The organism is Pseudomonas sp. L-22-4S-12 (genome assembly GCF_009799935.1).
Taxonomy (GTDB): Bacteria; Pseudomonadota; Gammaproteobacteria; order Pseudomonadales; family Pseudomonadaceae; genus Aquipseudomonas.
The window spans coordinates 1,034,952-1,056,878 of the sequence record NZ_WELL01000001.1; the positions used below are offsets into that span (position 1 = coordinate 1,034,952).

The window sequence follows — 21,927 nt, forward strand, 5'->3', positions numbered from 1 at the left end:
CGAGTATTTTGCTCGGTTTTGTCGCGGGGCGTCCAGCCGGCCCTCCCGGTCGGTGCGGACTACTGCGGGTCGACGGCCGGCGCGGCGGGCGGCAGGGGTTTCTGCTGGCTATCTGCGGCCGCGGTGCCGGCTACCATCTGCCCGGTGGTCAGGTTGAGTTCCTGGCCGTGCAGGTTCTTGATCATCACCTCGACCTGGTTGAAGGCCATCTCCACCTTGTGCTCGCGGAAGCTCAGGGCGATGCGGGTGAGGATCTCGTCGGTGGCGGCGTTGCGGTCGCCCAGCTCGCGCACGTGGAAGCGCAGCTCGTAGTCGAAGGTGCTGGCGCTGATGGTCAGGAAGTACAGCAGCGGCTCGGGCTCGCGCAGCACCCGCGGGTTCTCGATGGCGGCCTGCATCATCAGCTTGCGTGCCAGCGGCAGGTCGGTCTCGTAGGCCACGCCGATCTTGATGATGACCCGGGTGATGGTGTCGTTGAGCGACCAGTTGACCAGCTGGTCGGTGACGAAGGTCTTGTTCGGGACGATGATTTCCTTGCGGTCGAAATCGGTGATGGTGGTGGCGCGGATGCGGATCTTGCTCACCGTGCCGGACAGGTTGCCGATGGTCACCACGTCGCCGATGCGCGCCGGGCGTTCGAACAGGATGATCAGGCCGGAGATGAAGTTGGCGAAGATCTCCTGCATGCCGAAGCCGATACCGACCGAGAGGGCGGCCACCAGCCACTGCAGCTTGTCCCAGCTGACGCCGAGCACCGACAGGGTCATGACGAAGCCGATGCCGCTGATCGCGTACGACAGCAGGGTGGTGGTGGCGTAGGCGCTGCCCTGGGCCAGCGACAGGCGCGACAGCACCAGCACTTCCAGCAGACCGGGCAGGTTGCTGGCCAGGGCCACGGTGATGGCGACGATGATCAGGCCGCCGAGCAGGTCGAGCAGGCTGAGCGGCACCATGGTCGCGGCATCGCCGCTGCCGCTGCTGTATTCGTAGAGGGTGATGTTGTCCAGGTAGGTGAACACGCTGAGCAGGTCGGCCCACACCCAGTACAGGCAGAGCACGAAGCCGCTGAGCAGGGCCAGGCGGATCAGGCGCATGGACTGCTGGTTGATCTGCTCGATGTCCAGGGTCGGTTCCTCGACCACCGCCTCGCTGCCTTCCAGGCCTTCCTTGGGTTGCGCCTGGCGCTTGCTCAGGACCCGGGAATAGGCCAGTCGCCGGGCTGCCACGGCCATGCCGCGCTCGAAGGTGGCCTCCAGAACGAACCACAGCACCAGCAGGTAGAGGGTGTCGATCAGGCGGTCGGTGAGTTTCAGCGCGGTGTAGTAGTAGCCGAAGCACACGGCGGCGAACAGGCCGATCGGCAGGGCGGTGAAGCCCACGCCGACCAGCACGCGAAATGCCGTGGAGCGCTCATGCATCGGCCCGGCCAGCAGCAGGCGGCCGAGCAGCCAGGCCATCAGGGCGTAGCAGCTGAGTACCACGCCGATGCCGATGACGTCCTCGGCCAGTGCCGCCGGCTGATGCTCGGCCACCGCCACCACGCTGACCAGGGCCATGACCACCAGGCCAAGGCGGCGTACCTGGGTGTTGAGGAAGGCCACCCGTGGCCGCTCCCAGCGGAAATGCAGTTCGCCGACGCCATGCGGGGCGAGGATGCGATAGAGGGTGTAGAACACCAGCCAGGCCTGGGCCATTTCCAGCAGGGCGGTGCCCAGGTTGGCGTTCTGTCCGCGCGCATCGATCAGCAGGGCCACGCCGCACAGGGTGAGGAACAGGGTGACCGGCAGGGCCAGCAGGATGTTGATGAAGATCGCCATGGGCGTGTGCAGCTGGCTGTCGTGCTTGTAGTGGCCGATGTCCTGGTGCAGGCCGCGGAGTTTTTCGTACAGCCAGCTGCGCCGCCAGATCAGGGCGCCGATCAGCAGCAGCAGCGGAATGAACAGCCAGGGCCGGTCGACCAGGCCGGCGCCCAGCTCGCGCACCCCGGCACCCCAGGGCACGGCGTTGAGCTGGCGCTCCAGCAGGGTCGGTACCTGCTGCAACCAGGCCAGGTCCAGCGGTTTGTTGCTGGGAATCCAGAACATCTGTTCTTCGAGGGTGTTGCTCAGGGTGCTGGCGGTGGCCTGTAGCTGTTTCTGGTTGAGCTGCAGGGTGATCGATTCGTTGAGCAGGGCATTCAGCTCGCGGTTCAGCCGGTCAAGCAGCCCGCTGCGGGTGGTGACCAGTTCCAGCAGGGTCTGGCGCAGCTCGGCGGTGACCTGCTCTGGCGGCTGCGAGGCCAGCAGCTTGTCGACATGCTCCGCGAGGTTGCTCAGGGCGTCGCGTTTCTGGTTCAGCTCGAACTGGTACAGGCGGATGTCGGCGATCTGGTCGGCCAGGTTCTTGTCCAGCTGCAGTTGCGGCAGGGCCTGCTTCTGCTGGTAGAGGATCTTGGCCAGCAACAGGCTGCCCCTGAGCACGTCGATCTGCTCTTCCAGGGCCTGGTCGGCCTGGCTGACGCTGTCCAGCTGCTGCTTGGCCTGCAGGTTGAGGCGGGTCAGTTCGTTGAGGCGGTCGGTGGCGCGCAGCAGGTAGTCGGAGAGCTTGAGGTTTTCCGCGCTTTCCTTGGCCAGCAGGCTGTCCGGGGTGGCCTTCTCGGCTTCGCGCGACAGCTCGGCGACGGTCTGCTCGCTGCTCTCGCGGCGCTTATCGTTGATCAGCGACTGCAGGTCGAGGCTTTCCTGCTCCAGGCGACGGATGCGCTCGGTGAGCAGGTCGTGGCGGCTGTTGCCGAGATCCTGCAGCAGGCTGTTGCCGGCCAGTTCCTGGCGGCGCAGCTCGGTCAGGGCGGTCAGCGCCAGCAGTTCGGCGTTGAGCTGGTCGCGCTGTTCGGCGCCGATCGGCTTGCCGGCATCCTTGCCGACCTTGAGCAGGTTGTTGATCTTGAGCACACGGGTCTGGTTGCTGCTGATCTCGGCCTGGGCACGCTCCGGGCGGGTCTGCGCGGTGATCAGCATGCTGTTGGCCTCGGCCAGCTCCTGCTGCCAGGTGGACAGCTGGCTGGTGCGTTCGGCGAGCAGGGTCTCCAGCTGGGCGGCGCTGGACTTGCCATGGCGCTCGCCTACCGGCTTGAGCGGGCTGGCCTTGAGCCGGGTGAATTCGCGCTGGGCTTCGCCGATCAGGCGCGGCGCATCACTGAGCTGGCGCTTGAGGTCCGTCAGGCGCTGCTCGCTGTCGGCCTGGCTGGCGAGGAATGCCAGGGTCTGCTCCAGGGTCTGCTGCAGGGCCTTCTGTTCGGCTTCCGGCAGCTTGCGCTCGGCCAGGCCGTCCAGGCTCTTCTGTACGGCTGCGCGGGTCGGTGCTTCGGCGGCGACAGGGCCGGCGGACAGGAGGCAGAAACCCAGCAGGGCGGCGGCGAGGTAGGGGCGTAATACGGACATGGTCGCTTCGGGCGGCTCGGGAAATGATGCGGCTAATGATATGCCAGGCCGGCAGTCGCGTGGCGTGCGTGGCTGCCGATTGCCGGTCAAGTGCTTAGAACCTGTTAACGATCTTTTGAGCTAGAGCCAGGCAAGGCGAAGTTGGGCGAGGGCGCGGAGTTTACGAGCTGTAAATGAGCAGCCCGAGCCCAACTTCAACGCAGCATGGCCGACGATCAAGAGATCGTAGACAGGTTCTTACAGGAATAGTCCTGGGCCGGGCTTACCCTGGCCTTCGGGGAATCTGACGCCGACTTTGCGCACCTTGTTCCCTTCCATCACGGCCACGGTCCAGGTCAGGCCGTTCCATTCCACCTGGTCGCCGACCACCGGCTGGCCGCCGATCTGGTGGGCGATGAAGCGGCCCAGGTGCAGCTGGCCTTCGGCGCCTTCCAGTTTCAGGCCGTAGAGGGCCGCCACGGCGCTGAGCTGGGCGTCGCCCTCGAGGATGAAGTCGCCGAAGAAGCGCAGGTCCTGGGTCCGCGTCGGCGCCTCGATGAACAGCTTGCCCAGGGTCGGCAGGTCATGCTCGTGGCCGACCACGCAGAGCACGTCGCCGGCCTCCAGCTTGGTACTGCCGGAGGTGTGCAGCAGTTCGCGGCCGCGGAACAGTGCGGCGATGCGCGTGCCTTCGGGCATCTTCAGGTCGCGCAGCGGCGCGCCGATGCACCATTTCTCCGCGCCCAGGCGGTAGATGAACAGCTCCCACTCGCTGGTCGGGTGGGTCTCCAGGCCGGCGCGGGAGATCGGCGCCGGGTCCGGCGGTACCGTGACTTTCAGCAGCTTGGCCGCCCACGGCAGGCTGGTGCCTTGCAGTACCAGCGAGACCAGGACGATGAAGAAGGCCACGTTGAAGAACAGCTGGGCATTGGCCAGGCCAGCCATCAGCGGGAACACGGCGAGAATGATCGGCACCGCGCCGCGCAGGCCGACCCAGGCGATGAAGGCCTTTTCGCGGTCATGGAAGGCGCGGAACGGCAGCAGACCGAGGAACACCGACAGCGGTCGGGCGAACAGGATCATCCACAGCGCCAGGCCGAGGGCGGGCAGGGCGATCGGCAGCAGTTCATGGGGGGTGACCAGCAGGCCGAGGACCAGGAACATGCCGATCTGCGCCAGCCAGGTGAGGCCGTCGAGGATGTGCAGGATGCCGTGGCGCGAACGGATCGGCCGGTTGCCCAGCAGCAGGCCGCACAGGTAGATGGCCAGGATGCCGCTGCCGCCGACGGCGTTGGTGATGGCGAAGATCATGATCCCGCCGCTGACCACCAGCAGCGGATACAGGCCGTTGGCCAGGCTCATGCGGTTGATCACCTGCAGCAGGAGCCAGCCACCACCGAAGCCAAGCAGGCCGCCGATGCCGAACTGCTGGACCAGGTGCACGATGAAGCTTGCGCTGAAGCCGGACTCGCCGCTGGCGAGCATCTCGATCAGGGTCACGGTGAGGAACACCGCCATCGGGTCGTTGCTGCCGGACTCGATCTCCAGGGTGGCGCTGACCCGCTCGTTGAGCCCGCGCCCGCCGAGCAAGGAAAACACCGCGGCGGCATCGGTGGAACCGACGATGGCGCCGATCAGCAGGCCTTCCAGCCAGCTCAGCTGGAACAGCCAGGCGGCAGCCAGGCCGGTCAGTCCGGCGGTGACCAGCACGCCGAGGGTGGCCAGCGACAGCGACGGCCACAGGGCCACGCGAAAGCTCGACACGCGGGTACGCATGCCGCCATCGAGGAGGATGATGGCCAGCGCCAGGTTGCCGACCAGGTAGGCCTGCGAATAGTTGTTGAAGACGATGCCGCCCGGGCCGTCGGTGCCGGCGAGCATGCCGACCGCGAGGAAGATCACCAGAATCGGGATGCCGAAGCGCGAGCCGAAGGCGCTGACCAGGATGCTCATGGCCACCAGCAGCGCGCCGATCAGAAACAGGCTGTTGATGGTGCTGGCGTCCAAGGCGTACTCCGGGCGAATGGGCGGGGGCGCCGCTGCTATGCAGGGGGCATGCCGGATTCTAACCCGTGGCTTTGCCGGGCTGTCAAAAGAATAGCCCCGCCTGGGCGGGGCTATTCTTGCTAGATAAATCAGGCGCTTAGGCGCTGCTGGCGGGGTTTGCCAGGCCGTAGGGTGCGCCGCGCTCACCAGGGGTTGTGCGGGGCGTGTGGTGCGCACGGCGCACCCTTGTATCTCGACTATCGGGGCGAATAGTGCCGGTTGTCGAGGCCGTGCAGGGTGCAGGCGATGGCCTTGAGGCCAAGGCTGGCGGGTGTTTCGAGACGGAAGACGGGGTTGAGCATGGTGCACCTCTACGCAGCGGGAACGGCGCGGGACAGCGCCGGTCACGGCTCGCTAGCTTGTCATCACGGATTGTTGCTGTGCGGTACAGCCAGAAGGGGCGCTGGTCGGCAGACCAGTGCCGCCACCCGGGGCGTACACGGCAAGGTGGCTCCGCATCGTTCAGTTGCCATTCAATCAGCACGTTCCGTACCAGTCTTTGACATGCCTGGCATGGCGGGACGAAGGGTCGCTCTTGACGGCTGCAAGCGGCATGTTGCTGGGCGTTGCCGGCATGTTTGCCGCAGCGGTCATGGGGCGTCGCTGAAGTCCTGCCCCAGAAATGAGCATGCCCCCGATGGGGCATCGGGGGCATGCGAGAGGCGTCAGGTGCCGGCGGCTGGCCGCCGCCAGGGGCTCAGTTGCTCTGTGGGACGCCGCCGCGTGCGCTCGCCGGCTTGGCGAAGTACTCGCGGGTCAGCTTGACCACCACCGGGCTGAGCAGGATCAGGGCGATCAGGTTGGGGATCGCCATCAGGCCGTTGAGGGTGTCGGCGACCAGCCAGGCGAAGTCCAGCTGGGCGATGGCACCGAAGGGGATGGCCAGCACCCAGAGGATGCGGAACGGCAGGATCGCCTTGGTGCCGACCAGGTACTCCCAGCAGCGCTCGCCGTAGTAGCTCCAGCCGAGGATGGTGGTGTAGCTGAACACCATCAGGGCCAGGGCCAGCAGGTATTGGCCGACGCCGGGCAGGGCGGCTTCGAAGGCCGCGCTGGACAGCGCCGCGCCGCTGGCGCCGCTGGTCCATACGCCGGTGGTGAGGATCACCAGGGCGGTCATGCTGCACACCAGGATGGTGTCGATGAAGGTGCCGAGCATGCCGATCAGGCCGGAGCGCACCGAGCTGTGGGTGGTGCCGGCCGCCTGGGCGATGCCGGCGGTACCCAGGCCCGCCTCGTTGGAGAAGATGCCGCGCGCCACGCCGAAGCGGATCGCTGCCATGACTGCGGCGCCGGCGAAGCCACCGGTGGCCGCGGCCGGGTTGAAGGCGTGCTCGAAGATCAGCGCGAAGGCGCCGGGGATGGCCTCATAGTTGAGGGCCAGCACGCTCAGCGCGGCGATGATGTAGCCCACGCACATGGCCGGCACCAGGGCCTCGGCGACCTTGCCGATGCGCTTGATGCCGCCGAGGATGACCACGCCGGTGACCACCATGGTGACCACGCCGGTGACCCAGTCCGGCACGCCGAAGGAGCCGCTGAGGGCGTCGGCCATGCTGTTGACCTGCACCATGTTGCCGATGCCGAAGCCGGCCAGGCCGCCGAACAGGGCGAAGGCGCCGCCCATCCACGCCCACTTCTTGCCCAGGCCGTTCTTGATCGCGTACATCGGCCCGCCGACATGCTCGCCGCGCTCGTCCTTCTCGCGGTAGTGCACGGCAAGTACCACCTCGCAGTACTTGGTGGCCATGCCGACCAGGGCGGTGCACCACATCCAGAAGATCGCGCCGGGGCCGCCGAGGAAGATGGCGGTGGCGACGCCGGCGATGTTGCCGGTGCCGACGGTGGCGGCCAGGCAGGTCATCAGCGCCTGGAAGGGGCTGATCTCGCCGGAGCCGTCGTCGTCCTTCTTGCGGCCCTGCCAGAGCAGGCGGAAGGCGGAGACGATTCTGGCCAGCGGCATGAACTTGAGGCTCAGCATCAGGAACAGGCCCGTGCCGAGAATGAGGACCAGCATGGGCGGACCCCAGACCAGACCGTTGAGACCATTGACTAGATTGTTCAGGGATTCCATCCAGGGGGTTCCTCTTGTTGTTGTGTACCGCAGTAGGGGTATTCCCTGCGGGTTAGATGGTGCGTGGCCGGGGAGCAGCGCGCCCGGATAAGGCGTCGCCCTCGTCGGTCCCGTCATGCTCCGGGGGGCACTGCCGGGGTGGCGGCAGCTGGCTGCATGCAGACGATCCTTGTGCCGGCAAGGGCAAGCTTTCGTGGCGGAGGCCTAGGGGGAAGCGTTCCGCCGGAAGGTTTGGCAGCTCTTGTGGCGAGCCGAGTATAGGGGGGATGGTTTGGGGGATTTCGCTGTTTGTGATAACGGTTGCGCGAGAAATCACCGAAGCATGTCGGGAGCGCTTGACGCCGTCTGACGGTTTTCCGACCTGCGCCAGTGTCGATGGCTGGCTTGGTGGGACGGGGGATGGAGGCGCGCGGCTGCGCAGACGAGGATTGGGCGGGAGGCCGGGCGCCAAGGCTGACCCAAGAACTACTCCCTCCCTTCCTGCGAAGGGGTAGTACACCCCGACTGATCATCGGGGGAGGGTATCGAAACCGAGCGCACCCTTAGGCCGCGAGCCTGCGGCGTAGATCGTGTTCCTACCCCGAAGGCCACAGAAATGAGCTGCGCGCCTGGCAACCCGAGCCCATCGCGATTCGCCGCTTACGTGCCCTGATGCGTCGTCTGCAGGATCTCAACGAGATCGAGCAGATGGAGCGCAATCGCCTGGAGGTGGCCGCTGCCAGCGTCAAGGATTCGATTCGTTCGGTGCTGCAGCGTGTCGAAGAACAGATTGCCGAGACGCTGAACGCCATCCGCAAACAGATCGATGATGATCCAGACCTGCGAGGTAGGCGCGATCTGCTGACCAGCATCGACGGTATTGGCGAGCGGACGGCCGCCCTGCTTTTGGCGGAGCTGGGTGATCCGCTGCACTTCGAGAGTGCTCGGGCGATCACCGCCTTTGCCGGACTGAACCCTAAATTGCAGGATGCGGGCACACACAAAGGGCAGGTGCGTATTTCCCGCACGGGCTCAGCTCGGCTCCGTGCCGGTCTTTACATCCCGGCGGTTGTCTCAATGACCTACAACATAGCGATCAATGCCCTGGCGAAGCGCCTGAGAGCCCGCGGCAAGGCTGGCAAACAAATCGTCTGCGCAGCCATGCGCAAGCTGCTGCATATCGTTTACGGCGTATTGAAATCGGCTCAGCCATTTGACCCTCAGCTGGCCCTTGCTCAGGGTTAGGCAAGACGGTATCTACGGATTCGTACTGGCGCTTAGAACCAGGCGTCGTGCATGCCCAGGCAGGTGTCGTCGCGCGCTTCGAGGATGGCCAGGTCGTGGTGGCAGCCCGGCACTTCCCAGGTCAGGAAGTAGCGTGCGGCCTGCAGCTTGCCCCGATAGAAGTCGGCATCGGCGGCGTTGCCGCGCGCCAGGCCTTGCTCGGCGCGGATCGCCTGTTCCAGCCAACGCCAGCCGATCACCGTGTGGCCGAACACCTTGAGGTACAGCGCCGAGTTGGCCAGGCTCTGGTTGACCTTGCCGGCCATCAGGTCGCCGAGCAGGGCCAGGGTCACCGTTTGCAGGCGGGCCAGCAGCTGTTCCAGCGGCTGGCGCAGGGCGTTGAGCGATTCATGCTCGGTGGCGCGCTGGCAGGTGCCGTGGATCAGCTTGAGCAGCTGCTTGAGCGCCGCGCCACCGTTCATCGAGACCTTGCGCCCGAGCAGGTCGAGCGACTGGATGCCGTGGGTGCCTTCGTGGATCGGATTCAGGCGATTGTCGCGGTAGTACTGCTCCACCGGGTATTCGCGGGTGTAGCCGTGGCCGCCGAGCACCTGGATGGCCAGCTCGTTGGCCTTCAGGCAGAACTCCGACGGCCAGGATTTGACGATCGGCGTGAGCAGGTCGAGCAGCTCCAGGGCGGTCTTGCGCTGCTCCTCGGTCGCCAGGGTCTGGGTGTCGTCGAACAGCCGCGCGGCGTACAGGCCGAGGTCGAAGGCGCCTTCCACATAGGCCTTCTGGGTCAGCAGCATGCGCCGCACATCGGCGTGCTCGATGATGGAAATCTGCGGGCTGCTCGGGTCCTTGCCATCCGGCTGGCGGCCCTGCGGGCGGTTGCGCGCGTAGTCCAGCGAGTACAGGTAGCCGGCATAGCCGAGCATGATGGCGCCCATGCCGACGCCGATGCGCGCCTCGTTCATCATCTGGAACATGTAGCTCAGGCCGTGGTGCGGCTTGCCCACCAGGTAGCCGACGCACTCACCGTTATCGCCGAAGTTCAGCGCCGTGGAGGTGGTGCCGCGCCAGCCCATCTTGTGGAACAGGCCGGCCAGGGTCACGTCGTTGCGCGCACCCAGCGAGCCGTCGTCGTTGACCAGGAACTTGGGCACCAGAAACAGGCTGATGCCCTTCACTCCGGGCGGCGCGTCCGGCAGCTTGGCCAGCACCATGTGCACGATGTTCTCGGAGATCGGCTGGTCGCCACCGGAGATGAAGATCTTGTTGCCCTTGATCCGGTAGCTGCCGTCGGTGTGGGGCTCGGCCTTGCTGCGGATGTCCGACAGCGAGGAACCGGCATGCGGCTCGGTCAGGCCCATGGTGCCGAAGAAGCGACCGTCGATGATCGGCTGCAGGTATTTGCTCTTCTGCTCGTCGCTGCCGAAGGCCTCGATCAGGTTGGCCACGCCCATGGTCAGCATCGAATAGGAACTGGTGGCGATGTTGGCCGCCTGGAAGTGGGCGAAGCAGGCCTGCGACAGCAGGTTGGGCAGCTGCATGCCGCCGTGCTCGAAGTCGCGGGTGGCGTTGAGGAAGCCGGCCTCGTGGAAGGCACGCAGGGCCGGTGCCACTTCCGGGATCAGCACGGCGGCGCCGTCCACGTACTGCGGCTCGTGCTCGTCGTTCTTGCGGTTGTGCGGGGCGAACAGCTCTTCGGCAATGCCGCGGGCGGTGGCAATCGCCGCATCGAAAGTTTCGCGGTTGTGCTCGGCGAAGCGCTCGCGCTGGGTCAGGGCTTCGGCGTCCAGCACTTCGTAGAGTTCGAAGGCCAGGTTGCGGGAACTGAGCAGGGTCTCGGACATGGAACTCGTCTCCGGTGGGATCTTCTTGAAGTCTAAGGTCGTGAATAGAGGGTGCCTAGCAAGATTCATGTGCCTGATGACTCGCCAGAACCTGCTCGCGTCGTCCCTTCGGGCTACAATCCGCGCCTCGCGAGGAAATTGCCATGAACTACCGTCACGCCTTCCACGCCGGCAACCACGCCGACGTGCTCAAGCACATCACCCTGAGCCGCCTCATCGCCCTGCTGTCGCGCAAGGAGGCGCCGTTCGTCTGCCTCGACAGCCACGCCGGGGTCGGCCTCTACGACCTCCAGGGCGATCAGGCCAGCCGCACCGGCGAATGGCTGGAGGGCATCGCCCGCCTGTGGCAGGCGCCCGATCTGCCCGAGCTGTGCGCCGACTACTTCGGCGTGCTGCACGCACTCAACCCGGACGACCAGCTGCGCTACTACCCCGGCTCGCCGGAGCTGGCGCGCCAGCTGACGCGCATGCAGGACCGCGTGCTGCTCAACGAGAAGCACCCGCAGGACGGCCAGCTGCTCAAGGACAACATGAAGGGCGACCGCCGCGTGGCCGTGCACCTGGGCGAGGGCTGGCACGTGCCGCGTGCCCTGCTGCCGGTGGCGGAAAAGCGCGCCCTGCTGCTGATCGACCCGCCATTCGAGCAGGCCGACGAGCTGGAGCGCTGCGTGACCGCGCTGGACGAGGCCATCGGTCGCATGCGCCAGACCGTGGTCGCCATCTGGTACCCGATCAAGGACGAGCGCCAGCTCAAGCGCTTCTATCAGGCGCTGGGCAAGTCCAGCGCGCCCAAGCTGCTGCGCGTCGAGCTGTTCGTGCATGCCCCCGACGACGCCAGTCGCCTGTCTGGCTCCGGCCTGGCCATCGCCAACCCGCCCTGGGGCCTGGAAGAGGAGCTGAAACAGCTGCTGCCCTGGCTGGCCGGCAAGCTGGCGCAGAGCCAGGGCGACTGGCGCCTGGACTGGCTGGTGGAAGAGAAGTAGGCGCAAAGCCCGGTCGGGTGCGCCATGCCGGGCAGGCCCCGGGCGTGAGCCTGCCCGGCGTGCGGCGCTGAAGCGGCGCTTAGCCGACGTCCATGGCCCGCTGTTGCAGCTGCCCGGCCAGTTGCCCGAGTGCCTGACAGTGTTGCTGCAGGTCGCTCACCGCGCTGGAGGCCAGTGGCGCCGGGTGGATGGCGTTGGCCTGGGTTTCCGCAGCCTGCAGCAGGGCCTCCAGCTGGGCGGCGGCGCCCAGGGCCTGGGCGTATTGCTGGGCCTGCGCCGTCAGGTGCCCGGCAATCCGTTGTTGGGCTTCTGCAAGAGTCGACTGATCGGCCTGGGCCAGGCTGCTGGCGTGCTGGTCGGCCCGCTGCAGGTCGTCGCGCATGCCGACCACGGTGCGGCGGATCTCCTGGGAGAAGTCGGCCGAGCGGCTGGACAGGGCGCGCACCTCGTCGGCGACCACGGCGAAGCCGCGCCCGCTGTCACCGGCCCGCGCCGCCTCGATGGCGGCATTCAGGGCCAGCAGGTTGGTCTGCTTGGCAATCGAGTCCATGTCGTCGCTGGCGCGCAGGATGGCCTCGGCCTGGCCGCTGATCCGGCGCATGTGGCCGGCCAGCTCGTCGGCCTGCTCGCGGCTTTGCTGCAGGCTGGCGCTCAGCGTGGCGAGGGCGGCGTGGCTGCCCTGCAGATCGCCCCGCGTCTCGCGCTCGGTCGTCTGGACGGGCGCCAGCACCCGCGCGGCCTGGGCGCACTGCTCGGCCAGTTGTTCGGCCAGGATGCGCCACGGCTGCTGCTGGGCGGCCGCATGGGCGTGCAGCTGGTGCTGCAGCTGTGCGAGCTGCTGCGCCTGCGTGGCGCTATGGGCGCCCAGCTCGGCGGCCAGCGGCGCCAGCCAGTCGGGTGGGCTGGCGATGGCCGGGCGCGGCTGCATCAGCGCCGGCCAGTGGGTCGCGGTGGCCAGCGCCGGTAGCAGGCCGAGGCTGAGGATGGCGCCACAGGGCAGGGCGATCCACAGCGGCAGACCGCCCCAGAGCGCCGCGCCGATCAGCAGCCAGGGGCCGATCTGCAGGGCCAGGGCGCCCGGGCTGAAGGCCTTTGGCGGGATCTCGTGGATATCGGAAAAGCGCGGCTTGTGCATGGCTGGCCGTGGGCACGGACTCCTGGCTGGAATGAGTGGCCCGCCCTGCGCGGGCGGGCAGCCCGTGAGTGTAAGCGTTTCTCAGAACCTGTTTAGGGTCTTTTGAGCTAGAGCCAGGCAAGGCGCAACGACCAACGGGAGTAACAGCCGCAGGCTGGCCCGAAGGGTAAGCGCCAGCGAATCAATTGGGCGAGGGCGCGGAGTTTACGAGCTGTAAATGAGCAGCCCGAGTCCAATTTCAACGCAGCATGGCCGACGATCAAGAGATCGTAGACAGGTTCTCAGCCGGGCAGGCACACGCCCGTGCCACCCAGCCCGCAATAACCGCCGGGGTTCTTCGCCAGGTACTGCTGGTGGTAACCCTCGGCATAGTAGAAGGGCGGCGCGGCGGCGATTTCGGTGGTGATCGGGCCGAAGCCGGCCTTTTCCAGCTGGCCCTGGAACATCGCCTGGCTGACCTGCGCGGCCTGCAGCTGGGCCGCATCGCTGCAGTAGATGGCCGAGCGGTACTGGGTGCCGACATCGTTGCCCTGGCGCATGCCCTGGGTCGGGTTGTGCGCCTCCCAGAACACCTTGAGCAGGGCCTCGTAGCTGGTCTGTCGCGGGTCGAACACCACCAGCACCACTTCGGTGTGCCCGGTCAGGCCGGAGCAGACTTCCTCGTAGCTCGGGTTCGGCGTATGGCCGCCGGCGTAGCCCACCGCCGTGCTCCACACTCCGGGCTGCTGCCAGAAACGCCGCTCGGCGCCCCAGAAGCAGCCGAGGGCGAACACCGCCTGCTGCAGGCCGGCGGGGAAGGGCGGCTTGAGCGGGTTGCCGTTGACATGGTGCTGGGCCGGCACCGGCATGGGCGTGGCACGGCCGGGCAGGGCCTGTTCGGCTGTCGGCAGTTCGAGCTTGTGGGCGAGGATTTGCGAGCGCAGGACCATGGCGGGAGTCTCGGGGCAACAGGTGATGGCTACAGTCTACCCCGTGACGGCGGGCTGCCGCGGTTGGCTGATGGACGTGGCGAGGGTTGCCGCGCGCGGCTCAGTCTGCGCCGCTGCGGCAGGGGTAGCGGCGCAGGCTGTCGATCAGCTCGCGGCCGGGGATCGGCCGGTCGAACAGGAAGCCCTGGCCGACGTCGCAGTGCTGGCGGCGCAGGAAGGCCAGCTGGGCGGCGGTCTCGACGCCCTCGGCGACCACCTTGAGGCGCAGGTTGTGGGCCATGGCGATCACCGCGGCGGTGATTTCCATGTCGTCCTGGTTGTCCGGGATGTCCTTGATGAAGCTGCGGTCGATCTTGATCACGTCGATCGGGAACTTCTTCAGGTAGCTCAGCGAGGAGTAGCCGGTGCCGAAGTCGTCCATTGCCAGGGTCAGGCCGAGGGCCTTGAGGCGGGCGATCTGCTCGCGGGTGTCGGCGCTGCCTTCGAGCAGCAGGCTCTCGGTCAGCTCCAGCTCCAGCAGATGCGGCGGCAGCTGCTCCTCGTCGAGGATGGCGGCGATCGAGCCGACCAGGTCGGGGTCGGTGAACTGCTTGGGCGACAGGTTGATCGCCACCTGCACCTGGCCCATGCCGAGCGCTGCCAGCTCCAGGCTGGCGCGGCAGGCCTGGCGCGCCACCCACTTGCCGATGGGGATGATCAGGCCGGTTTCCTCGGCCACTCCGATGAACTGGTCGGGGCTGATCATGCCCTTCTCCGGGTGCTGCCAGCGCAGCAGGGCCTCCAGGCCGATGAGCTGGCCGCTCTTCAGGCACAGCTTGGGCTGGTAGTAGACCTCCAGCTCGTTCTGGGTCAGGGCGCGGCGCAGGTTGTTCTCGACGAACAGCTTGTAGTGCGCCTCGGCGTTCAGCGCCTCGGTGAACACCTGCACCTGGTGCTTGCCGTTGGCCTTGGCCTTGTGCAGGGCCAGGCCGGCGTGCTTCATCAGGCTGTGCGGATCGTCGCCGTGGCCGGGGGCGCAGGCCAGGCCGAGCGAGCCGGTGATGTTGATCAGCTGGTTGTCGACGAACAGCGGCTTGTCGAGGATCTGCAGCAGTTCGGCGGCCAGGCGCAGGCCCTGCTGCTCGTCGGCGCCATCGAGCAGCACGGCGAATTCGTTGCTGGCGAAGCGCGCCAGGCTGGTGTCCTGCGCCAGGCTGTTGCGCAGGCGCCGGGCCAGGCTGAGCAGCAGCTTGTCGCCGGTCTGGTGGCCGAGGCTGTCGTTGATCCGCTTGAAGTTGTCGATGTCCACCAGCAGCAAACAGAACGGCTGGCCGTTGCCGCGCGCGAAGCGCTCCTCCAGGCCGCGGATGAAGTAGGGGCGGTTGCCCAGGCCGGTGAGGTTGTCGTTATAGGCCAGGCGCTCGATGCGCTGCTGGGCCAGCTTGCTCTGGGTGATGTCTTCGTAGATGCCGATGTAGTGGGTCAGCTCACCGTCGTCGTTGTACACCTTGGAGATCGACAGCTGGCCCCAGTACGGCTCGAAATTCTTGCGCCGGCTGCGGAATTCGCCCTGCCAGCTGTTGCGCTCGGCCAGGCTGGACCGGGCGTCGAACAGCAGGTCGCCGAGGTTCTCCAGCGCCGGCAGCTCGGCGATGAGCCGGCCCTGGACCTCGTCGCCCCCGTACTGGGTGATCGAGGTGAAGCTGGGGTTGACGTATTCCACCCGGCCGTCGCGGTCGACCAGCAGGAAGGCGCTGGCGCTCTGCTCGACGGCGCGCTGGAACAGGTGCAGGGCGCTGGTGGCATCGCGGCGCTGCTGGGTGCTCATGACCTGGGCGAACTGGTCGGCCAGCTCGCCGGCGAAGGCGATTTCGTCGGCCTGCCACACCCGGGTGGTGCCGACGTGCTCCAGGCACAGCACGCCGACCACTTCGCCGCCCAGGCGGATGCTGGCGTCGAGCAGGGCGCCGATGTCCAGCGCCTTCAGATGGCTGTGCGCCAGTTCGGCGGTGCGCGGGTCGCGCAGGGCATTGTGCGCGTCGATGGCGCGGCCGCCGTGCAGGGCTTCCAGGTAGTTCGGGAACTGGCTGGCATCGATGCTGGCGGGCAGCTCGTGGCGGCCGAGGTCGCGGCGGTACAGGGCCACCGGCTCCAGGAGGCTGCCGCGCAGCTGCCAGATGCTGGCGCGGGCCACGTCATAGGTTTCGCAGGCGGCCTGGGTGATCAGCTCGGCGGCTTCCTTGAGCGGCGCCAGCGCGTTGTAGCGATGCCGCGCCAGGCGCACGATCAGGCTCTGCTGGGCGCGCGAGCGCACCAGGTGTTGCAGGTGGTCTTCCTGCGCGCGCTGGTAGAGTTCCAGGGAACTTTGCAGGCGGCTGTTCTGCGCCTCCAGCTGGGCCTGGCGCTCTGCGTGCTGCGGCGCGCCGGCCTCGGCGGTGACCATCAGGTAGCCGCGCAGCAAGGCATGGTTGTGCTGCTGGAAGACCTCGCCGATTTCCAGCAGGTTGAGCGGGCCGTGCGGCGTGTGCAGGCTGTAGTGCACCGAGTAGTGCGGCAGGCTGGTCAGTTGCTGCTGGATCTGGTCATGCAGGTGGTAGCGCGCCTGCGGCTCCATCAGGCTGGCGAAGGGCGAGTCGAGCAGGCTACACAGCTCGCTGGCGGCCACGCCGAGCTGGCGTTCGCAGGCCGGGTCGAGGTAGAGCAGGGTCCAGCTCGGTTCGTTCAAACGCTCGAAGCGCAGCATGCCGAGCCGCGAGGGCACTGGCAACTGCGTCACAACCTCGGCTGCCTTACGGCTGGCAGCATCGGGATGGCTTTTCATCAAGCGGTTGGCTTCCAGTATGCTGCCGGGGTTCAGGCCAGGAGCCTGTGTCATCAATCAAGTTCGGCAAGGGTGCATTATGCGGCTGGGACTGACAAGAAGACTGAGCGGGTTATTGCTGGTGCTGAGCCTGGGTGGCGCCGCCAGCTCCACGGCGGTGACGGCGGCCGAGGCTCAGCTGGGTGGCGACGAGCAGGGACGTTACCTGAGCGAGCTCAAGCGCCTGTATCTGACCAGCGACGAGCGCAAGGCGCTGCTGGCCCACAGCAACGCCCTGCTCGACACCTACGCCCTGCGCGCCGCCTACCAGGTGGGCCAGGCGCAGCGCAGCGACCTGCGCTATCAGCTGAGCGTTTCCGCCCCGGGCGAACTGCTGGTGCGCCAGGAGTCGCGAGCGGAGAAGGGCACCGGGCTGACCGTGAGCAACCAGCGTCTGTCGGTGTTCGGTCTCGATCCCTACATCCGCTACGAATGCCCGGCCAGCGGCATCGTCTGCGTGCTGCAGAACCCGGCCGATGGCAGCCCGTGGCTGCGGGTGCTGCGTGACCATGACGGCGCGGCCGAACTGGCCAAGGCGATCAGCTTTCTGATCCGCAATCTGCAGAAGAGCTGAGTGCTCTGCCACCAAGGCCCGGCACTCCGGGCCTTGTGTTTTTAACGACGCATCGGCAACGCAGGTAGTTTTTCAACAGCCTGCTAGAGCACGATGAAGGGCGTGCGGTCGGTGCCCCATCGATTCCGCGGCCGGCCGAGCAGCTGGCGCCAGGATGGCCGGCTGCTGGCCAGGGCCCGGTGCGCGGTGTCCCGGGCCGCGGCCGCGCTGTGGCAGACGATGAACGAGCTGTTGAGGTAGACCCGCCATACCGGAGGCTGACTCTCGATGGCGACGATGCGAATCTCCATGCTCCCTCCACACTGCGTGGGCTGGTCATTAAACCTTAGAGCCTGCTGGCGATCCTGCCAGGCGTCGCTGACGCGAGGCCTGCCTGGGTGGATGACCGGCCTGGGCGATTGTCGCGCCGCCGGGCAAATCGTGCGGGCACAAAAAAGCCGCCATGCCCGGCAGGGCATGGCGGCTTGGGTCACGCTGTTACAGGAGCATGGTGCGGATATCGCCGAGCACTTCGCCGAGGCGCTTGGTGAAGCGCGCGGCGGCGGCGCCGTTGATCACCCGGTGATCGTAGGACAGCGACAGCGGCAGGGTCAGGCGCGGCTGGAACGCCTTGCCGTCCCACACCGGCTGCATGGTCGCCTTGCTCACCCCGAGGATCGCCACTTCCGGCGCGTTGACGATCGGCGTGAAGCCGGTGCCGCCGATATGGCCGAGGCTGGAGATGGTGAAGCAGGCGCCCTGCATGGCATCCACCGAGAGCTTTTTGGTGCGCGCCTTCTCCGCCAGTTCGGCGGCCTCGGCGGCCAGCTGCAGCAGGCTCTTCTGGTCGACGTCGCGGATCACCGGCACCAGCAGGCCGTCCGGGGTGTCCACGGCGAAGCCGATATGCACGTACTTCTTGCGGATCAGCGCCTTGCCGCTGGGTGCCAGCGAGCTGTTGAAGTCCGGCAGTTCACGCAGCAGGTAGGCGCAGGCCTTGAGCAGCAGCGGCAGCACGGTCAGCTTGACCCCGGCCTTCTCCGCGGCCGCTTTCTGGGCAACCCGGAAGGCTTCCAGCTCGGAGATGTCGGCGTTGTCGAACTGGGTCACGTGCGGCACGTTGAGCCAGCTGCGGTGCAGGTTGGCGGCGCCGACCTGCATCAGGCGGGTCATCGGCACTTCTTCGATGGCGCCGAACTTGCTGAAGTCGACTTCCGGAATCGGCGGGATGCCCATGCCGCCGCTGGCACCGGCCGGCGCTTCCTTGGCCTTCTTCAGCATGGCCTGTACATAGGCCTGCACGTCTTCCTTGAGGATGCGGCCTTTCGGCCCGCTGCCGCTGATGGCGGCCAGGTCGACGCCGAACTCGCGGGCGATCAGGCGCACGGCGGGGCCGGCGTGAACCTTGCTGCCGTCACGCACAGGTGCGGTGACCGCGGCTGCCGCGGCGGACAGCGCGGCGATGGCGCCGACTTCCGCCACCACGGCCGGCGCGGCGCCGGCCGGAGTGGTGTGTACCGGCGCCGAGGCAGCAGGTGCCGGGGCTGGCGCTGCAGCAGCGGCCCCTTGCGGGGCGGATGCTGACGCAGTGCCTCCTGCCACGCGCAGCTTGAGGATCAGGTCGCCGGTGCCGACTTCGGCGTCCAGCTTGACCACCACGTCCTCCACCACGCCGGCAGCCGGCGCGGGGATCTCCATGCTGGCCTTGTCCGACTCCAGGGTGATCAGCGACTGGTCGGCTTCGATGCTGTCACCGGCCTTGACCATGACTTCGATGACCTTGACCTTGCCGGTCGTGCCGATGTCCGGCACATGCACGTCCTGCACGCTGGTGGCGGCCGGAGCCGCTGCGGGAGCGGCGGCAGGCGCGGGGGCCGGTTCGGCGGCCTTGGGCGCTTCGACCGCAGCAGCGGCCGCAGCAGGTTCTGCGGCCGGGGCAGCGCCCTCGACCTCCAGCACCAGCAGCTCATCGCCTTCCTTGAGGCGGTCGCCCAGTTTGACTTTCAGCTCCTTGATCACCCCGGCCTTGGGCACGGGGACTTCCATGGAGGCCTTGTCGGACTCCAGGGTCAGGATGCTCTGCTCGGCCTCGACACGGTCGCCGACCTTGACCAGCAGTTCAATGACCTCGCCTTCACCGCCGAGGTCGGGCACGCGAATCAATTCACTCATCGCTCAGCTCCTCAGCAATCCAGCGGGTTGGCTTTGTCGGGGTTGAGCCCGAACTTGACGATGGCCTCGGCCACCACCTTGGCGTCGATCTCGCCGCGCTCGGCGAGGGCCTCCAGGGCGGTCAGCGCGACCCAGTAACGGTCCACCTCGAAGAAGTGGCGCAGCTTCTGCCGCGAGTCGCTGCGGCCGAAGCCGTCGGTGCCGAGCACCTTGTATTCCTTGCTCGGTACCCACTGGCGAATCTGCTCGGCGAACAGCTTCATGTAGTCGGTGCTGGCCACCACCGGGCCCTTGCGTCCGCTCAGACACTGCTCGACATAGCTCTGCTGCGGCTTCTGCCCCGGGTGCAGGCGGTTCCAGCGTTCCACGGCCAGGCCGTCGCGGCGCAGCTCGTTGAAGCTCGGCACGCTCCACACGTCGGCGCCGATGTTGAACTCGTCGCGCAGGATCTTCGCCGCCTCGCGCACTTCGCGCAGGATGGTGCCGCTGCCCAGCAACTGCACGTGGTGGGCGGCTTCCTTCTTGTCCTCTTCGAGCAGGTACATGCCCCTGATGATGCCGTCCTCGACCCCTTCCGGCATGGCCGGCTGGGCGTAGGCCTCGTTCATCACGGTGATGTAGTAGAAGACGTTCTGCTGCTCTTCGGTCATCGCCTTGATGCCGTGACGGATGATCACCGCCAGCTCGTAGGCGTAGGTCGGGTCGAAGGTGCGGCAGTTGGGGATGGTCGAGGCGAGGATGTGGCTGTGGCCGTCCTCGTGCTGCAGGCCTTCGCCGTTGAGCGTGGTGCGCCCGGCGGTGCCGCCGATCAAAAAGCCTCGGGCGCGGCTGTCGCCGGCGGCCCAGGCCAGGTCGCCGATGCGCTGGAAGCCGAACATCGAATAGAAGATGTAGAACGGCAGCATCGGCTGGTTGTGCGTGGAGTACGAGGTGCCGGCGGCGATCCAGCTGGACATGGCGCCGGCCTCGTTGATGCCTTCCTCAAGGATCTGGCCCTTCTTGTCCTCGCGGTAGAACATCACCTGGTCCTTGTCGACCGGCTCGTAAAGCTGGCCGACCGAGGAGTAGATGCCGAGCTGGCGGAACATGCCTTCCATGCCGAAGGTGCGGGCCTCGTCCGGCACGATGGGCACGATGCGCTGGCCCAGGTCCTTGTCCTTGACCAGCTGCGAGAGGATGCGCACGAAGGCCATGGTGGTGGAGATGTCGCGGTCGCCGGTGCCGTCGAGGAGGGCCTTGAGGGTTTCCAGCGGCGGGGTGGGCAGGCTGAAGCTCTGTGCGCGGCGCTGCGGCACAAAGCCGCCGAGCTTGTCGCGGCGTTCCTGCAGGTAGCGCGCTTCGGCGCTGCCCGGCTCGGGTTTGACGAAGGGCAGGTGTTCCAGCTCGTCGTCCTTGACCGGGATGTCGAAGCGGTCGCGGAATTTCTTCAGGCTGTCGACATCGACTTTCTTGGTGTTGTGCGCGGTGTTCTTCGCTTCACCGGCGCCGGTGCCATAGCCCTTGATGGTCTTGGCCAGCACCACGGTCGGCTGGCCCTGGTGGTTGACCGCCTGGTGGTAGGCCGCATACATCTTGTAGGGGTCGTGGCCGCCACGGTTGAGGTTCCAGATTTCCTGGTCGGAGAGGTCCTTGACCATCTCCTTCAGCTCGGGGCTGTTGAAGAAGTGCTCACGGACGAAGGCGCCGTCTTTGGCCTTATAGTTCTGGTAGTCGCCGTCGACCACCTCGTCCATCCGCCGTTGCAGGATGCCGTCGACGTCCTTGGCCAGCAGCGGGTCCCAGAAGCGGCCCCAGATGACCTTGTTGACGTTCCACTCGGCGCCGCGGAACACGCCTTCGAGTTCCTGGATGATCTTGCCGTTGCCGCGCACCGGGCCGTCGAGGCGCTGCAGGTTGCAGTTGATCACGAAGATCAGGTTGTCCAGCTTCTCGCGGCCGGCCAGGGAGATGGCGCCGAGGGATTCCGGCTCGTCGCACTCGCCGTCGCCCATGAAGCACCAGACCTTCTGCTTGCCGGCGGGGATGAAGCCGCGGCTTTCCAGGTACTTCATGAAGCGCGCCTGGTAGATCGCCTGGATCGGACCCAGACCCATGGACACGGTGGGGAACTGCCAGAAGTCCGGCATTAGCCAGGGGTGCGGGTAGGAGGACAGGCCCTTGCCGTCCACTTCCTGGCGGAAGTTGTTCATCTGTTCTTCGCTGATCCGCCCTTCCATGAAGGCGCGGGCATACACGCCCGGTGAGGCGTGGCCCTGGAAGAAGATCAGGTCGCCGCCGTGTTCCTCGGTCGGGGCCTGGAAGAAGTAGTTGAAGCCGATGTCGTACAGGGTGGCGCTGGAGGCGAAGCTGGAGATGTGGCCGCCCAGGTCCGGGTCTTTCAGGTTGGTGCGCATCACCATGGCCAGCGCGTTCCAGCGCACCAGCGAGCGGATCCGCCGCTCCATGAACAGGTCGCCGGGCATGCGTGCCTCATGGCCGACCGGGATGGTGTTGCGGTAGGGCGTGGTGATCGCATACGGCAGCTGGGTACCGCTGCGGGTGGCCAGTTCACCCATGCGGGTCAGCAGGTAGTGGGCGCGTTTCTCGCCCTCTTGGTCGAGAACGGATTCCAGGGCGTCCAGCCACTCCTGGGTTTCGACGGGATCAAGGTCTTGCATGGCTTGCTCCAGGGCGGAAAGGCTTCCAGAATCGGAAGCCTGGGCTCGTGCACGCTTTTTGGGCGGGCTACGTTAAAGTCGT

At 66.9% G+C, this 21,927-nt stretch carries 13 protein-coding genes; 3 read left to right on the forward strand and 10 right to left on the reverse strand.

Annotated features, from left to right (window positions below; all coding sequences use genetic code 11):
- Window positions 1-59 precede the first annotated feature (59 nt).
- The 3 genes from mscK to F3I16_RS04735 all read right to left on the reverse strand — a co-directional run bounded on the left by mscK (window position 60) and on the right by F3I16_RS04735 (window position 7,518).
- Complete coding sequence (gene mscK, locus F3I16_RS04725; RefSeq protein ID WP_160492558.1) at window positions 60-3,419, reverse strand: mechanosensitive channel MscK; 3,360 nt, start codon at window positions 3,417-3,419, stop codon at window positions 60-62.
- Window positions 3,420-3,656: 237 nt separating this feature from the next.
- Window positions 3,657-5,405, reverse strand: a complete 1,749-nt coding sequence (locus F3I16_RS04730; protein WP_160492559.1) for a potassium/proton antiporter — start codon at window positions 5,403-5,405, stop codon at window positions 3,657-3,659.
- Between the two features lie 736 nt (window positions 5,406-6,141).
- Complete coding sequence (locus tag F3I16_RS04735) at window positions 6,142-7,518, reverse strand: sodium:alanine symporter family protein (protein ID WP_160492560.1); 1,377 nt, start codon at window positions 7,516-7,518, stop codon at window positions 6,142-6,144.
- A 651-nt stretch (window positions 7,519-8,169) separates the two neighbouring features.
- Between F3I16_RS04735 and F3I16_RS04740 the strand changes: the two genes are divergently transcribed.
- Complete coding sequence (locus tag F3I16_RS04740) at window positions 8,170-8,742, forward strand: transposase (RefSeq protein WP_160492561.1); 573 nt, start codon at window positions 8,170-8,172, stop codon at window positions 8,740-8,742.
- Between the two features lie 32 nt (window positions 8,743-8,774).
- On the opposite strand, the gene F3I16_RS04745 is transcribed toward F3I16_RS04740, so the two are convergent.
- Entirely contained in the window at window positions 8,775-10,577 is a 1,803-nt protein-coding gene (locus F3I16_RS04745) for an acyl-CoA dehydrogenase (RefSeq protein WP_160492562.1), read from the reverse strand.
- Between the two features lie 143 nt (window positions 10,578-10,720).
- Here F3I16_RS04745 and F3I16_RS04750 point away from each other — a divergent pair, with 143 nt between their 5' ends.
- Window positions 10,721-11,560 (forward strand): 23S rRNA (adenine(2030)-N(6))-methyltransferase RlmJ, encoded by an 840-nt coding sequence (locus F3I16_RS04750; RefSeq protein WP_160492563.1) that lies wholly within the window; start codon window positions 10,721-10,723, stop codon window positions 11,558-11,560.
- A gap of 79 nt (window positions 11,561-11,639) precedes the next feature.
- Here the strand turns inward: F3I16_RS04750 and F3I16_RS21000 are convergent, their stop codons facing one another.
- From F3I16_RS21000 to F3I16_RS04765, 3 genes are all read right to left on the reverse strand, one after another.
- The gene (locus F3I16_RS21000) at window positions 11,640-12,695 is read right to left on the reverse strand and encodes a methyl-accepting chemotaxis protein (RefSeq protein ID WP_178116639.1); all 1,056 of its coding nucleotides are present in this window, start codon (window positions 12,693-12,695) and stop codon (window positions 11,640-11,642) included.
- Between the two features lie 281 nt (window positions 12,696-12,976).
- Complete coding sequence (msrA, locus tag F3I16_RS04760; RefSeq protein WP_160492564.1) at window positions 12,977-13,624, reverse strand: peptide-methionine (S)-S-oxide reductase MsrA; 648 nt, start codon at window positions 13,622-13,624, stop codon at window positions 12,977-12,979.
- Window positions 13,625-13,724: 100 nt separating this feature from the next.
- The gene (locus F3I16_RS04765) at window positions 13,725-16,424 is read right to left on the reverse strand and encodes a bifunctional diguanylate cyclase/phosphodiesterase (protein ID WP_160492565.1); all 2,700 of its coding nucleotides are present in this window, start codon (window positions 16,422-16,424) and stop codon (window positions 13,725-13,727) included.
- A gap of 79 nt (window positions 16,425-16,503) precedes the next feature.
- Between F3I16_RS04765 and F3I16_RS04770 the strand changes: the two genes are divergently transcribed.
- On the forward strand, window positions 16,504-17,037 hold the full coding sequence (locus F3I16_RS04770; protein ID WP_160492566.1) for a hypothetical protein: 534 nt from the start codon (window positions 16,504-16,506) through the stop codon (window positions 17,035-17,037).
- An 83-nt stretch (window positions 17,038-17,120) separates the two neighbouring features.
- Here the strand turns inward: F3I16_RS04770 and F3I16_RS04775 are convergent, their stop codons facing one another.
- The 3 genes from F3I16_RS04775 to aceE form a co-directional block, all read right to left on the reverse strand.
- On the reverse strand, window positions 17,121-17,327 hold the full coding sequence (locus tag F3I16_RS04775) for a hypothetical protein (protein WP_160492567.1): 207 nt from the start codon (window positions 17,325-17,327) through the stop codon (window positions 17,121-17,123).
- A 187-nt stretch (window positions 17,328-17,514) separates the two neighbouring features.
- On the reverse strand, window positions 17,515-19,188 hold the full coding sequence (gene aceF / locus F3I16_RS04780; RefSeq protein WP_160492568.1) for a dihydrolipoyllysine-residue acetyltransferase: 1,674 nt from the start codon (window positions 19,186-19,188) through the stop codon (window positions 17,515-17,517).
- An 11-nt stretch (window positions 19,189-19,199) separates the two neighbouring features.
- Complete coding sequence (gene aceE / locus F3I16_RS04785; protein WP_160492569.1) at window positions 19,200-21,845, reverse strand: pyruvate dehydrogenase (acetyl-transferring), homodimeric type; 2,646 nt, start codon at window positions 21,843-21,845, stop codon at window positions 19,200-19,202.
- Between the last annotated feature and the right edge of the window lie 82 nt (window positions 21,846-21,927).